The sequence below is a fragment of the Streptacidiphilus pinicola genome, from assembly GCF_003258295.1.
GTDB classification, from domain to species: Bacteria; Actinomycetota; Actinomycetes; order Streptomycetales; family Streptomycetaceae; genus Streptacidiphilus; species Streptacidiphilus pinicola.
This window is the reverse complement of the sequence record NZ_QKYN01000105.1, coordinates 1-13,768: the sequence shown is the minus strand read 5'-3', so window position 1 is coordinate 13,768 and position 13,768 is coordinate 1. Positions and strand designations below refer to the sequence as shown.

Genomic DNA, 13,768 nt, shown 5'->3' with positions numbered 1-13,768 from the left:
GCGCCGCCGTATCCTGCTCTGTACGCGTCCCGGTGACCCCGGGAGCGGCGCGTGAAAGGGGCACCAGTGGAATCGGCGGGCAATGTCGGCGCCTGGTGGCGCAGGTGGCTCCGGCTGGGCGGTCGTCCCGCGGAGGCGGACGTCGCCGCGGAGCGCGCCAGGCGGCTTCGCGTCCTGCTGGACGCGGCCCGCGCCGGATTCCCGGTGGCACCCGCCGCGCACGCGGTCGACTTCAGTTGCAGCTGTGACCGGGTGGGCTGTCCCGCCCCCGCGCAGCACCCGCTCTCCTTCGCCTGGCAGTCGCAGGCCACCACCGACTTCGACCAGATCACCCGCTGGCTCGCCCGGGATCCGGACGCCAACGCGATCACCCCGACCGGCCGCGTCCACGACGTCCTCGACGTCCCGGCGGAGGCCGGTCGTCTGGCTCTGGAGCGCCTCGCGGAGTCCGGCATCGCCGCCGGCCCGGTGGCCGCCGTCGACGAGACCCGCTGGCTCTTCTTCACCACGTCCCGGTCCCCGCAGGACGAGGACGAGTGGTGGACCTCCGAGCTCGACTCCCACCCGGAGGACGAGCAGGACGAGCACCCCGGTCTGCGCTGGCACACCCGAGGCAGCTACGTGCTGCTGCCGCCGTCCCGTCTCGTCGACGGCACCGAGGTCGGCTGGGTCCGCGGCCCGGACCACCCGCTGCCGGACCCGCTGCGCCTGCTGGACGTGCTCACCGACGCCTGCGCCGAGATCGGCGCTCCGGCGCTCGGTGAGCAGTGGCTGATCCGCTGAGCCGCTGAGCTCGTCCTGGCTAGGGGAGGGTCAGGATCTCCGTGCCGTCCTCGGTGACGAGGAGGGTGTGCTCGAACTGCGCGGTGCGCTTGCGGTCCTTGGTCACCACCGTCCAGCCGTCCGGCCAGATGTCGTGGTGGTAGTCGCCGAGCGTCAGCATCGGCTCGATGGTGAAGGTCATCCCCGGCTTGATCACCGTGGTGGCGAACTCGCTGTCGTAGTGGGGGATGATCAGCCCCGAGTGGAACGACGTGTTGATCCCGTGCCCGGTGAAGTCCCGCACCACGCCGTAGCCGAAGCGCTTGGCGTAGGACTCGATCACCCGCCCGATCACGTTGATCTGCCGGCCCGGCTTGACCGCGGCGATGCCGCGCCGGGTCGCCTCCCGGGTCCGCTCCACCAGGAGCTTGGACTCCTCGTCCACGTTGCCGACCAGGTAGGTCGCGTTCAGGTCGCCGTGCACGCCGTGGATGTAGGCGGTCACGTCGAGGTTGACGATGTCGCCGTCCTGCAGCACGGTCGAGTCCGGGATCCCGTGGCAGATCACCTCGTTGACGGAGGTGCAGATGGACTTGGGGAAGCCCCGGTAGCCGAGGTCGGACGGGTAGGCGTCGTGGTCGCACATGTACGTGTGCGCGATCCGGTCCAGCTCGTCGGTGGTCACCCCCGGCTCGATCGCGGCGGCCGCGGCGTCCATCGCCCGGGCGGCGATCCGGCCGGCGATCCGCATCTTCTCGATCGTCTCGGCGGTCTGCACCTCCGGCCCGTCGTAGGGCCGGGGAGCCTTGCGGCCCACGTACTCCGGGCGCGGGATGTGCGCCGGCACGGGGCGGGTGGGGGAGAGCGTTCCAGGGACGAGGGGTGCCATGGTGGCCATCCTAATCAGCGGGTAGACCTCGGATACGGAGCGAAGGAGCGGACGATGGCCAAGCAGCCGACGGGCAAGCCCGGCGAGTGGTTCTGGTGCCTCAAGCACGCCAAGGTCGAGGAGGGGCCGGAGTGTCCGGCCCGCAACCGCCTCGGCCCCTACCCGACGGCCGAGGCCGCCTCCCACGCGCTGGAGCGGGTGGCCGAGCGCAACGACGAGTGGGACCACGATCCGCGCTGGGAGTAGTCCTCCCCGGGATGGAGAGTGCACGAAGTGCCACAAGGCGGGCACGCACCTGACGCGGCACGGAGGGCTGTGGCAGGGTGTCACCACGTAACTCGCACGGTGGGGGACTTCGGTGGCACGTGGCAGGGTCGATCCGCGTCCGGCCAGTCCGCGGTTGGGCGCGCGGCTTGCCGCGGCGCTCGGGGCGGCGCTGGTGCTGGGGATGGCCGCGGTCGCGCTGAACGCCGCGCAGGGGACCGCCCTCGCCGGGTACGGACCGGCCAAGGCGCAGTGGCTGCTGCTGGTGTTCGGGGTCGCCATCGCCGGCTGGGCGCTCGCCGTGCGCGCGCGTCGCACGCAGGAGCGGCTGCCCGGGGGCGGTACGCCCACCCAGGCGCGGATCGCCTCGCTCGTGGTGCCCGGGATCGCCGTGATGGCCGCGGCCACCGTCGTCGGTCTCGCCGTGCTCGGGACGCGCGGGCTGCAGACTCCGCCCATCCAGCCGCCGACGGGCATCGCCGCGCCCAGCGCGCCCGGCGGAAACGCGCAGCCCACCCCGATCGTCACCAGTGGCGCGGGCGACAAGCAGAGCGGCTCCAGCTCGCCGATCGACTTTCAGGCCCTGCTGGAAGGTTTCCTCGCACTCCTCGCCGTCGCGCTGCTGGTCCTGGTGGCCGTGTTCCTCGCACGGTGGCTGAGTGCCCGTCGGCGGAGCGAGCGCGCGGACGGGACCGTCGACGGCGGGCTGCGGGGTGACGGCACCGAGGAGGCGCTGGCCGACGCGGTGCTCGCCGGGCGGGAGGCGCTCGCGGACGATCCCGACCCGCGCACGGCGATCATCGCCTGCTACGCGGCGATGGAGCGGTCGCTCGCCCACGGCGGCATCAGCCGCCGCAAGGCGGACACGCCGACGGACCTGCTGCGGCGCGCCGCGGAGGCGGGCCTGGTGCAGGGCGCCGCGGCGCAGACGCTGACCGACCTGTTCCGCGAGGCGCGCTACTCCACCCACCCGTTGGGCGAGGCGCAGCGGGACCAGGCCCGTACGGCGCTGGAGTCCATAGGCGCGCACCTCGCCCGTGCCGCGGCCGAGGCCGACGCGCGCTTCGGTGCGCGCGAGGAGACAGTGATCTGATGCCGCAGCAGGACCGCTCCGCGCCGCAGTCGCCGCAACAGCAGCCGCACGTGCCGCAGCAGGAGCACCCCTACCGGCCCTCCGCGTTCCCCGGTTACGACCACGGCCGCGCCGTGCCGTTGCCCGCCGAGCCGGAGACCCCGGGCGAGGACGACGAGTCGCGGCTCGGCCCCGACCGCCTCGCGCTGCTCGTACTCGCGGGCTTCGGCCTCGTCTGCCTGCTCGCCCTGTGGGCCGTCGGCGGTGCGGCGGGCCTGTCGGTGGGCGTGGTCGTGCTCGTCGCCTTCGCCGCCTGGGCGGCCCGCTGGATCGCCGGCGCCGGCGTGATGGACAGCGGGTTCCGGCGGCGCAGCCGCCTGGTGGGGACGCGCGAACCCACCCTGCGCTACTGGGACGCGGCCCTCTCGGACGCCGCCCGCACGCCCGAGGGCTACGCGCTGCACCTGTATCCGCTGCTGCTGCGCCTCTACGAGGTGCGGCTGGCGGAGCGTCACGGCGTCTCGCTGCGCATGCAGCCCGTGCGGGCCGCGGCGATCGTCGGACCGCAGCTGTGGCCGTGGCTCGACCCCTCCCGCCCGCGCACACCGACCGCGATCCGCGCCGCGCGCAACGCAGGCCTCGAGCACATCCCCGACCCCAGGCCGCTGCCGCCCGCGCTGCTGGAGCTGCTCGTGGAGCGGCTGGAAACCCTGTGACCGACACACCCGTATTGCCATCGAGGAGCACCGTGACCGCAACCGTGACCGACCAGTTGACCCCGCAGCAGGCGGGGGTGCGCGCCCACGCGGTGCTGGACGAGATCGAGCGCGCCGTCGTCGGCAAGCGTCCCGCCCTGGAGCTGGTCATGCTCGGCGTCCTGGCCGGGGGCCACGTGCTGATCGAGGACCTGCCCGGTCTCGGCAAGACGCTGCTGGCCCGGTCCTTCTCGACGGTGCTGGGCCTGGACTTCCGGCGCATCCAGTTCACCCCGGACCTGCTGCCCTCCGACGTCACTGGCGCTCCCTTCTACGACCAGCGCACCGGCGAGATGGTCTTCCGGCCCGGTCCCGTCTTCGCGAACCTGCTGCTCGCGGACGAGATCAACCGCACGCCCCCGAAGACCCAGGCCGCGCTGCTGGAGGCGATGGCCGAGGCCCAGGTCTCCATCGACGGGGTCACCCGTCCGCTGCCCAAGCCGTTCGTGGTCATCGCCACCAACAACCCGATCGAGTACGAGGGCACCTACCAGCTGCCCGAGGCCCAGCTGGACCGCTTCCTGCTGCGGGTGCGGATGGGCTACCTGCCGGTCTTCGAGGAGGCGGCGATGCTGCGCCGCCGGCTCGACCGCGACACGGCGGAGGCCGAGCTCTCCACGCTCAGCAACCCCGGCGAGGTGGTCGCCATGCGCGACGCGCTGGAGCGCGTCGAGGTCAACGACGACCTGGTCGACTACATCATCGCGCTGATCGACGCGACCCGGCGGCACGCGCAGATCCAGGTCGGCGCCTCGCCGCGCGGCGGTCTCGCGCTGGTGCAGCTGGCCCGCGCCCGGGCCGTGATGGCGGGCCGCGACTACGTCATCCCGGAGGACGTCAAGGCGGTGGCGCTGCCGGCGCTGGCCCACCGCGTCACGCTCAAGCCGGAGCTGTGGGTGCGTCGGATCTCCGCCGACGACGTGATCGCCGGGGTGGTGCAGAGCGTGCCGACCCCGCAGACCACGCCGCAGCAGAACTCTGCAACGGGTCCGAACCCGGTCGGCGCATGATCCACTCGCTGGACCGGGTGCTCGGCGGCCAGCCGCAGGGAACCGAGCACGAGGAGATCCCCGGCGCGCCGGAGCCGGGCGTCCGGCTGACCGAGCGGGCCGTGCGGCTGCTCTCGGTCGGCGTCGCCGCGGTGGTCCTCGCGCTGCTCACCGCCCAGCCGTGGCTGCTGGCGCTCGCCGCCGGGCCGCTGTGCCTGCTGCTGTTCGCCGCGCTCAGCGTCCACCGGGTGGTCGGCGAGCCGCTGTTGGCCGACGGCCGGGTGCAGCAGTCGAGCCTGCGTGTGTTCGAGGGCGAGCCGGTCACCGCGCGGTTCCGGGTGGCCTTCGCCGGTTCGGCGGAGTGGCTCGACCCGGGCGTGGTGGTCGGCGCGGGCTGCGAGCTGGTCCGGGTCGAGTCGGAGGGCGCCCAGCTCACCCTCGGCTTCGTGGCCCGGCGTTGGGGCCGCTGGTCGCTCGGCACCGTGGACGTGGACGTGCACGACCGCGGCGGCCTGCTGCGCCGCACCCTGCGGGTGGAGCTGGGCCAGGTCGAGGTGTTCCCGAACCCCGCCGACGGTGGGCTGACCCCCGTGCCGGTGCGGCTGCCGAGCAACCTCGGCGAGCACACCTCGCGCCAGCAGGGCGAGGGCGTCGAGGTCATCGGCACCCGCCCGTTCGTCTGGGGCGAGCGGCAGCGCCGCATCAACTGGTCCGCCACCACCCGCCGCGACGCCATCCAACTGCAGCAGTTCGCCGCCGAGCGGGCCGCCGACGTGGTGGTGCTGCTCGACGCCTTCGCCGACCTGCGCGACCCGGCCACCGGCACCTCCAGCCTGGACGAGTCGCTGCGCGTCGCGGCCGGCATCGTCCGCGCCTACCTGCGCAGTCACGACCGGATCGGCATCGTCTCCGTCGGCGGACGGTTGAACTGGCTCCAACCCGGCCAGGGCGACCAGTACTTCTACCGGCTGGTGCAGATGGTCCTCGACGTCCGGCGCGATCTGGCCTTCCAGACGCCCGACCTGAACCGGCTGCCCCCGCCTGCCCTGCCGCACGGCGCGCTCGTCCACGCGGTCACCCCGCTGGCCGACAACCGGATGATGGGTGTGCTCGGCGGTCTTGCCGAACGCGGCAACCCGGTGGTGGTCGTGGAGATCCCCATCGGCGACCCGCGCATCAGCAAGGCCGAGTACACCGAGGAGCTGGCGCTGCGGCTGTGGCGGCTCGATCGCGAGGCGCTGCGCTTCAGCCTGACCGACAAGGGCATCCCGGTCGTGCCGTGGGAGGGCGGCACGCTCGACCTGACCTTCGCGCCGCTGCTGCGCACCCGGATCCAAGGGAGGCTGCGATGAGCCGCGCCACCGCCGACGCCCGCCCGGACGGACTCGACGCGACCGCCGACGCGGGCGTCGATCCCGAGTTCGCGCTCGCCGACCCCGCGACCGCGCAGGCGGTCTCGACCGAGACGGTGCGCCGGGAGTCCGAGGTGTGGGCCGCGCGCGGCCTCGGCGCGGCGCTGGCGCTCGCCGCCGCCGACCCCGCGGGCCTGGCTCACGCCGGGTACCTGCTCGTCTCGTCGGTCGTGCGGCTGCTCTTCCTGGTGCTCATGGGGCTGGTGGCCTGGTTCGCCGCGCCGCCGGTCGCCGCCCGGCCCGTCTCCGGCGACCCGCGCTGGGCGTCCAAGCTCTCCCGGCACCGCAACACCGTGCTGGCGGTCGGCTTCGTGGCCGTGGTGGCCGTCGGCTCGCCGCCGACCTGGATGATGTGCTGCGACGCCGCGCTGCTGACGGCCTACCTGCTCTTCGTCGACGCGGCGGCGGGCGGACCGCCAGGCGCGGCCCAACTGCGCGACTGGCCCCTGCTGGTGGCCGCGGTGGCGGCGCAGGCGCTGGTGCTGGTCGGGGCCACGCTCTCGGTCACCACGGCCGACTCCTGGGCGCGCGCGACCGCGGCGGTGCTGGTCCTGGTCGTGGGTGTGGCCGTGACGCTGTCGGTGCGGCGCCGCCGGAGCTGAGCTCCGGCTCCGTCGGCGGTTCAGCCGAAGACGGTGCGGTCCCGGTGCAGCGCCATCCGCGTCGGGATCGCGGCGGGCGGCGTCGCCAGCCGGCCGTGGTAGCGCGAACACCGCAGCGACCAGGCGAGGTTGCCGACGAGCATCAGTTCCCAGGCCGTCAGATACCGTTCCATGGACGGGGCTTCGGTGCTGCGGCGCAGACTGGCCGCGGCGGCGAGGAAGTTCTCCTCGGCGGCGGCGATCCGGGCGCAGACCGTGTCCGCGGCCTGCTGCAGCGAGAGGCCCTCGGCGTCGCGCAGCACCGCGAGCGCGTTCATCGGCTCGCCCGCGAAGTACTCCTTGCGGAACGACAGCAGATCGTTGACCAGGATCGTGTGGACGAAGCAGGCCCGCTGTAGCTCCGCCCAGAGCGCGGTGGGGGCCCGGCGCTGAAGCTCCGTCACCTCCAGGGCCAGCCCGTGCTCGATCGCGACGCCGACGAGGTCGAAGGCGGAGTCCGCGTAGCGGGCCGCGAGGTAGGCGTCGTAGCCGCGCAGTGCCTCGCGCGCGGTCCGCTCCTTGCCCGCCCCGGCCGCGATCACCTCGGAGAACCCGGCGACGAACCGTGCCCAGAGGCGGTCCGGCACACCCTCGTGGGCTCGCGTCAGGGTCCGCGCCAGCAGTCCGAGCGGTGCGGAGCCGCCACCCGCCGCCCCCTCGCCGCGCAGCACGGCCAGATAGTCGGCGGCCCGCGCCCGCTCGCCGGCCTCGTCGTCGGCGACGTCGTCGAGCAGGAACAGCGCCGAGGCGGCCACGCTGATCCCGACCAGCCGCTCCCCTTCCGCCTGCGGCAGCACCCCGCACATCAGGCTGACGCCCTCGCACTCGCCGAACAGCCGCTCCGCGCCGGGCAGCCGCAGCCCCTCCAGCGCGGTCCGGAACCACGCGTCGTGCGCGGCCCGGACCCCGCCGATCTCCGCGTGCGTGCGGGCGCGGCGCAGTCGCCCCTGCGGGATGGCCAGCTCCAGGACCACCACGTCCTGGTCCCGCTGCGGGCTCGTGGCGGCCTGACTCATCCGGTTCCTCCCGCGCGTCCTTCGGCTACGCCCAGCCAACGACGGGCCCTGACCGACGGCACGCCGGGTTCCGCCACCCGTGTGGCCGCAGGCCGCCGTCGCGGACGTCGATCGCCCGGTCAGTGCGACGGGGCGTCAGCGAAGGGCCCTTCCTCGACGAAACGCCGGAGCAGGCGGGAGAAGTCCCGGGCGTCGGCCTCGGGCCAGGCGGAGAGCGAGGTCTCGATGCGGGCCGCCAGGCGGCGCCGGGTGGCCCGGACGGTCTCCTCGCCGGCGGCGGTGAGCGCGAGGAGGGTCGCGCGGGCGTCGGCCGGGTCGGGCGTGCGGTGCAGCAGGCCGGCCTGCTGGAGGCGGTCGGCGCGCCGGGTGACGGTGGTGCGGTCGAGCCCGATCTCGCGCCCGAGGTCGGCGGCGCTGCAGGAGCCGGTGCGGGCCAGGCCGCTGAGCACGGGATAGGTGAGCTGGTCGACCGCCTCGCCCAGGCCCTCGGTCAGCTGCGCGTGCAGCTGTTCGCGGGTGCTGCGACGGAGCAGCAGACCCAGCGTCTCGGCGATCTCGTCTCCGGTTCCGTTCGTCATGACACCAGATTAGCGTGCGCGAGGCACGCTTTCGCGCTACCGTAGAAGCGTGCTTCGAGCACGCAATCTGGAAGTGGACGCAACCGAAGGGGAACACCCGTGCCTGCCACCCGTATCGACGCCGCCCTGACCGATCTGCTCTTCACGCCCGGCCTTGACCTGGACGAGGCCGCCGACCGGCACTTCGCCCCGGACTACCGCCAGCGCACCGACGGCCGCTGGGACGACCGGCGGCAGTTCCTCACCCACATCGCGCACCTGCGCGAGGTCGTGGCCGGCGGTTCCGTCGAGGTGCACGACGAGCTCGTGGCGGGCGACCGCTACGCCGACCGGCACACCGTGCGCGTCGTCAAGAAGGACGGGAGCGTCGTCCGCATGGAGGTCTATCTCTTCGCCGAGCTCGCGGCCGACGGGCGCTTCCGCCGCATCGAGGAGACCACGCTGTTGCTCGAGGGCGCGGAGGCCGACCGGGACCTCGGCAGCGCGCGCTGACGCCCTGAGGGCCGCTCGGGCCGCCGGCTCAGCGAGCGGTCCGCTGCGGCTGGTCCGGTGCCTGCTCCTCGGTGTCCAGGTGCACCCGGCCCGTCGCCATGACCGCCGCGCGGTTGCGGCGCCACAGCACGGCGAGCAGGACCAGCCCGGCCAGCGTCCAGACCCCGGCGACCGGGCCCGCGTAGGAGACCGGCGCGGTCAGCTTGCTGACGAAGGAGAAGGCCGGGATGCCCGCCGCGGTGAGCAGGGCGGGGACGAAGGCGGCAGTGCCGAGCAGCGGGAAGAGCAGGTGCCGCACCGGCCGCAGCCCGCTGCGCCCACGGCGCAGGAAGAACCCGGCGCAGGCGGCGTTGGTCACGATGTAGACGCACACGACGACGATCACGATCACCGTCGCGACCAGGTTGAAGGCAGTCGCCGGGTCGTAGGCGAAGCCGAGGCCGAGCGTCGCCCCGACGGCGACCACCGTCTGCGCGGCGACCGCGACCACCGGCGAGCGGTGGCGCGGGTGGACCCGCGCGAACGCGCGCGGCAGCACCCCGATGCGCCCGAGCGCGAAGGCGGTGCGGGTGGAGACCACCAGGCCCGCGTTGGCGTTGGCGATGGTGGAGTTGACGACGGCGAAGAAGACCAGTACCCAGAAGAGCCCGAAGGAGGCGCGGGCCACACCCTCCCAGGAGGCCGCACCGGTCACGCCGAAACCGGCCAGCCTGCCCGGACCGAAGTAGACGGACATGGCGTAGGTGGTGAGCACGTAGACCAGGCCCACGCCGACGGTCGCGCCCAGCACCGCGCGCCGCACCGTGCGGCGCGGGTCGCGCGCCTCCTCGGCCAGTGGCGCGGCCGCCTCGAAGCCGGCGAAGGCGAGCACGGTGTAGACGGATCCGGCGACCACCCCGCCGAGCGCGCCCTGTCCTGGGGCGACGTTGCCGGTCCCGAAGACGGACAGGGTGTTGTGGCCGCCCGCCCGGCCGATCAGCAGGACGGCGAAGAAGACGAAGACGGCGATCTCGAAGAGCCCGAGGACGGTGCCGAGCCGCGCGGAGGCGCGGACCCCGTAGAGCCCGGCCAGGCAGATGATCAGCGCCCCGAGCAGCGCCCACGGCCACCACAGGTCCACCGGGTAGCCGGGCCACTCCTGGTGCAGGGTGCCGGCGGTGGTGAAGCCGAGCTGGAGCAGGAGCAGGGTGGGGATGAGTGCTTCGACGAAGACGTAGCCCCAGGCCACGACGAAGCCGACGGCCGGATGGAGCCCCTGCGCCGCGTAGACGGAGACGGAGCCCGCCGCCGGGAGGTGCCGGGCCAGCTCGGCGACGGACGAGGCCGTGAAGAGGCAGGCGACCAGGGCGATCAGGACCGACAGCGGCAGGCTGCCGCCCGCGAAGGCCGCGCCGGCGGGGATGGACGCGGCGATCGCCGCGCCGGGCGCCATGGAGGTGACGCTCTGGAACAGCACCTCCCGCAGCCCGACCGCCTCGCGGCGGAGTCCCGGTGCGGTCGGTCGCTGTGACGGGGACGGCGGTGTCGTGGGCAAGATCTGACTCCTCGCTGGGCCGGGTGGAGCGAGAGTCGTGCGGGTGATCGTGCGCGTGCTGAACGGGACACACGGGAGCTCTGGATCGCGCGGGGTCGAGCGGATCACGCTCGGCGCGCGGTCAAGGGTAGGGCGCGGCCGAAGGGCGGCGGAAGGGTCGTGCACGGCCCGCCGGACAGGGAGGGTTCGGCACGGGTCCGGTCACCAACCCAGCGGCGGGGGAGGGGCGGTGAGGTGGTCGAGGAGGCGGGAGAGGCGGCCGCGCAGGCCGGGTGCGGGGCGGCGCGGGGTGGTGGTCGGGTCGCCGGCGGCCGCGCTGACGAGGTGTTGGACCAGCTCGAACGAGGGCGCGTCGGGAGCCGGGGCGACGGTCAGTGCCTCGTGGGCGAGGCCGCGCAGTTCGGGGTCGGCCGCCTCCAGGGCCAGCACCGTCGCGCCCACCCGGCGCGCGTCGTGGACGCGTTCCAGCAGACCCTCGCCCGCCGCCTCCGGGGCGACGACGAAGACCGTCTCGCCGCGCCGCGCCTCCTCCAGGCGCGCCAGCGGGACGGCGAGGTGCGGCGGCGCGCCCGCCGGGACGTGGTGGCGGACCAGCACCGGGGAGAGCTCCGGGAGGTCCGCGTAGGCGGCCTCGTCGGAGAGATGCGCCGCGAGGTGCCACGGCTCCTCGGCCTCCGTGCCGACGAGCAGCAGGCCGCCGGGCCGCGCCGTCTCCCGCAGCGTCCCGGCGAAGCCGCACGTGCGGTCGATCCACGGAGTCTCGGCCAGCAGCTCCCGCAGCATTGTGACCCTCACCGCATCCATGCACGCCATGGTCCCGCACAACGACGGCCAAGTGGGAGGATCGGGCCATGAGTACCCCTGATGCAGCGTCGGCCGGCGCCGCCGCCACGCCCGCCCGGACGCCCTTCGACCTGCCCGACGTCTCCGGCCTGGTGGTGGGCGTGCTCGGCGGCACCGGTCCGCAGGGCCGCGGGCTGGCCTACCGGCTGGCCAAGGCCGGCCAGCAGGTGATCATCGGTTCGCGCAGCGCGGAGCGCGCCGCCGCGACCGCCGCCGAGCTGGGCCACGGCGTCGAGGGCGCGGACAACGCGACCACCGCAGCGCGCGCGGATGTCGTCATCGTCGCCGTGCCGTGGGAGGGCCACGGCGAGCTGCTGGCCGCGCTGCGCGCGGAGCTCGTGGGAAAGATCGTCGTCGACTGCGTCAACCCGCTCGGCTTCGACAAGCAGGGCGCCTACGCGCTCAAGCCGGAGGAGGGCAGCGCGGCCCAGCAGGCCGCGGCGCTGCTGCCGGAGTCGCGGGTCACCGCCGCGTTCCACCACCTCTCGGCGGTGCTGCTGGAGGACCGGGAGGTCGAGGAGATCGACATCGACGTGCTGGTCCTGGGCGAGGAGCGGGCCGCGACGGACGCCGTCCAGGCGCTGGCCAACCGCATCCCCGGCATGCGCGGCGTCTTCGCCGGGCGGCTGCGCAACGCGCACCAGGTCGAGTCGCTGGTGGCCAACCTGATCTCGGTCAACCGCCGCTACAAGGCGCACGCGGGTCTGCGCATCACCGACGTCTGACACCCCCGGTCGGGAGCAGTCGGGCCGGGGAGGGAGAATGGATCCCTGTCCGGCCCGTCGTTGTTCGCCCCTCGGAGACTCCCGATGCCCCGCTTCGCCCTGTTCGCCTTCGCCCTCGCCGTCCTGGCCCTCGCCGCCGCGGTGGTCTCGGTGCTCGCGCAGTTCTGGGTGGGCCTGGCCTTCGTGCTGCTCGCGGGCGTCGCCAGCAACGTCGGCTGGGTCCAGTGGCGGCGTTCACGCGTCTGAGGGGTCGCCCGGCTCAGCTGCCGAAGCCGGAGAAGCCGATGTTGAAGAAGTGGAACAGGGTGCTGCCGTAGAGGGCGTACCAGTCGGCGCCGAACCAGCTCAGGATCGGGTTGACGATGTTGCCGAAGAACCAGCCGTTGACGGTGCGGTTCCAGAGCAGGAAGAAGACGATCATCATCCCGTAGGGGGCGATGTTCGCCAGCGAGCGGCGGGTCTCGTAGGAGAGCCAGGGCTCGATGATGCCGTAGCCGTCCAGGCCGGGCACCGGGACCAGGTTCAGGATCGTCGCCATCACCTGCAGCATCGCCAGGTAGCCCAGCGCCGAGTAGAACTCCAGGTGCGGCACCCGGTAGACCCCGTCGAACTGCGGGGCGGCCACCGCCAGGACGATCAGCAGGACCAGCGCGAAGCCCGCGTTGATCGCCGGGCCCGCGGCCGAGATCAGGGCGTTCTTCGCCTTGCTGCGGATCCGGCCGCGCTCGATGTAGACCGCGCCGCCGGGGAGTGCGATGCCGCCGAGGATGATGAAGATCAGCGGCAGCACGAAGCTGTAGACCGGGTGCGTGTACTTCAGCGGGTTCAGCGTCAGGTAGCCCTTGGAGCCGACGCTGATGTCCCCGCCGTGCAGGGCCGCGCGCGCGTGGCCGTACTCGTGCAGGCACAGCGAGATCAGCCAGCCCGCGCAGACGAAGAGGAACACCCCGAGCTTGGCGTTGCCGGTGCCGGTCCACAGCATGGCCCCGGTCGTCACGAAGATCGCGAGCAGGACCCAGAAGACGGTGCTGATCCGGCGGTCCGAATGCGATGGCGAGTGGTTGGCGAACGCGCTCATGGGTGACGGGGCTCCGGTCGAGAACAGCAGAACAGCGGCGGACGGGCGGAAGTGCCGATGATGCCGTGTCGCCGTGCCGCACGCCAAGCCCGGCACGCGGCCCTCCGCCCCTGCGGGATGAACGCGCGGCGGGGCGGACCGGTTCCGCTTGTCCGTCGATCACCAGCGGTGGGGGAACGTGGGCCAGAATGTGGGGATGCGCTTCGGGATCCTCGGCAGCACGCTCGTCGTCCGCGAGGACGCCGCCGCCCACGGGCCCGCCGCCCGGCCCGTCGCCCTGCCCGGTGCGCGACTGCGCGCGCTCACCGCGGCGCTCGCGCTGCGGGACGGACGGGCCGCGCAGCCGTGGGCGCTGATCGAGGAGATCTGGGGCGAGGACGGCCCAGCCGATCCGCAGGACGCCCTGCAGACGCTGGTGGCCCGGCTGCGGCGCGCGCTCGGCGCGGCGCACGTCGGCTCCGGCCCGGAGGGCTACCGGCTGCTGGGCGGCGACACCGACGCCGCCGCGTTCCGCGCCCTCGTCGCTCAGGCTGCGAGCGCGGAGCCCGCGCGGGCCGCGGCGCTGCTGCGCGACGCGCTGGCGCTGTGGCGCGGCCCCGCGCTCGCCGATCTTCCCTCCCGGGAGGACGCCGCGCGTCGCCTGGAGGCCGAGCGCGGTTCCGCGCGCCGCGCGCGCCCCCCGCCGGCCCCCCCCCGGCCGCCCGCCCCCCCCCCCCCC

17 protein-coding genes are annotated in these 13,768 nt (G+C 74.0%); 11 read left to right on the top strand and 6 right to left on the bottom strand.

Translation table 11 applies throughout. From position 1 onward, the window contains the following. Nucleotides 1-51: 51 nt before the first annotated feature. Nucleotides 52-783: a bifunctional DNA primase/polymerase gene (locus DN069_RS25940; protein WP_424556322.1), complete on the top strand. Its 732-nt coding sequence runs from the start codon at nt 52-54 to the stop codon at nt 781-783. A 19-nt stretch (nt 784-802) separates the two neighbouring features. On the opposite strand, the gene map is transcribed toward DN069_RS25940, so the two are convergent. Further along, nucleotides 803-1,651: a type I methionyl aminopeptidase gene (gene map / locus DN069_RS25935; protein WP_481557186.1), complete on the bottom strand. Its 849-nt coding sequence runs from the start codon at nt 1,649-1,651 to the stop codon at nt 803-805. A 54-nt stretch (nt 1,652-1,705) separates the two neighbouring features. Here map and DN069_RS25930 point away from each other — a divergent pair, with 54 nt between their 5' ends. The 6 genes from DN069_RS25930 to DN069_RS25905 all read left to right on the top strand — a co-directional run bounded on the left by DN069_RS25930 (nt 1,706) and on the right by DN069_RS25905 (nt 6,745). Then, nucleotides 1,706-1,897 carry a hypothetical protein gene (locus DN069_RS25930; protein WP_111504814.1) on the top strand — a complete coding sequence of 64 codons (192 nt, stop codon included), beginning with the start codon at nt 1,706-1,708 and terminating at the stop codon, nt 1,895-1,897. Between the two features lie 154 nt (nt 1,898-2,051). Beyond that, nucleotides 2,052-3,008, top strand: coding sequence for a DUF4129 domain-containing protein (locus DN069_RS25925; RefSeq protein WP_243639716.1), 957 nt, complete (start codon nt 2,052-2,054; stop codon nt 3,006-3,008). Beyond that, nucleotides 3,008-3,703: a hypothetical protein gene (locus DN069_RS25920; RefSeq protein ID WP_111504812.1), complete on the top strand. Its 696-nt coding sequence runs from the start codon at nt 3,008-3,010 to the stop codon at nt 3,701-3,703. Before DN069_RS25925 ends, DN069_RS25920 begins: the two co-directional genes overlap by 1 nt. A 32-nt stretch (nt 3,704-3,735) precedes the next feature. Continuing rightward, entirely contained in the window at nt 3,736-4,752 is a 1,017-nt protein-coding gene (locus tag DN069_RS25915; protein WP_111504810.1) for an AAA family ATPase, read from the top strand. Continuing rightward, nucleotides 4,749-6,083, top strand: a complete 1,335-nt coding sequence (locus tag DN069_RS25910; RefSeq protein ID WP_111504808.1) for a DUF58 domain-containing protein — start codon at nt 4,749-4,751, stop codon at nt 6,081-6,083. The genes DN069_RS25915 and DN069_RS25910 overlap by 4 nt, the downstream gene beginning before the upstream one ends. Next, nucleotides 6,080-6,745 (top strand): hypothetical protein, encoded by a 666-nt coding sequence (locus DN069_RS25905; RefSeq protein ID WP_111504806.1) that lies wholly within the window; start codon nt 6,080-6,082, stop codon nt 6,743-6,745. Before DN069_RS25910 ends, DN069_RS25905 begins: the two co-directional genes overlap by 4 nt. Before the next feature lie 20 nt (nt 6,746-6,765). On the opposite strand, the gene DN069_RS25900 is transcribed toward DN069_RS25905, so the two are convergent. Then, on the bottom strand, nt 6,766-7,800 hold the full coding sequence (locus DN069_RS25900) for a terpene synthase family protein (RefSeq protein ID WP_111504804.1): 1,035 nt from the start codon (nt 7,798-7,800) through the stop codon (nt 6,766-6,768). Nucleotides 7,801-7,919: 119 nt separating this feature from the next. Continuing rightward, nucleotides 7,920-8,378, bottom strand: coding sequence for a MarR family winged helix-turn-helix transcriptional regulator (locus tag DN069_RS25895; RefSeq protein ID WP_111504802.1), 459 nt, complete (start codon nt 8,376-8,378; stop codon nt 7,920-7,922). Nucleotides 8,379-8,477: 99 nt separating this feature from the next. Here DN069_RS25895 and DN069_RS25890 point away from each other — a divergent pair, with 99 nt between their 5' ends. Then, a complete protein-coding gene (locus DN069_RS25890) occupies nt 8,478-8,870 on the top strand; it encodes a nuclear transport factor 2 family protein (protein ID WP_111504800.1) in 393 nt (130 codons plus the stop codon). Nucleotides 8,871-8,898: 28 nt separating this feature from the next. On the opposite strand, the gene DN069_RS25885 is transcribed toward DN069_RS25890, so the two are convergent. Both DN069_RS25885 and DN069_RS25880 read right to left on the bottom strand, forming a co-directional pair. Beyond that, entirely contained in the window at nt 8,899-10,404 is a 1,506-nt protein-coding gene (locus tag DN069_RS25885) for an APC family permease (RefSeq protein WP_243639714.1), read from the bottom strand. A gap of 201 nt (nt 10,405-10,605) precedes the next feature. Next, nucleotides 10,606-11,208, bottom strand: a complete 603-nt coding sequence (locus DN069_RS25880) for a hypothetical protein (protein ID WP_111504798.1) — start codon at nt 11,206-11,208, stop codon at nt 10,606-10,608. Nucleotides 11,209-11,255: 47 nt separating this feature from the next. Between DN069_RS25880 and npdG the strand changes: the two genes are divergently transcribed. Beyond that, nucleotides 11,256-11,972, top strand: a complete 717-nt coding sequence (gene npdG / locus DN069_RS25875) for an NADPH-dependent F420 reductase (protein ID WP_111504796.1) — start codon at nt 11,256-11,258, stop codon at nt 11,970-11,972. Between the two features lie 84 nt (nt 11,973-12,056). Further along, nucleotides 12,057-12,218, top strand: coding sequence for a hypothetical protein (locus tag DN069_RS40305; RefSeq protein WP_165845638.1), 162 nt, complete (start codon nt 12,057-12,059; stop codon nt 12,216-12,218). 13 nt (nt 12,219-12,231) lie between these two features. Here the strand turns inward: DN069_RS40305 and DN069_RS25870 are convergent, their stop codons facing one another. Beyond that, a complete protein-coding gene (locus DN069_RS25870; protein WP_111504794.1) occupies nt 12,232-13,050 on the bottom strand; it encodes a site-2 protease family protein in 819 nt (272 codons plus the stop codon). A 196-nt stretch (nt 13,051-13,246) separates the two neighbouring features. Between DN069_RS25870 and DN069_RS25865 the strand changes: the two genes are divergently transcribed. After that, on the top strand, nt 13,247-13,768 hold a 522-nt coding region (locus tag DN069_RS25865; RefSeq protein WP_133260039.1), incomplete at its 3' end, for an AfsR/SARP family transcriptional regulator.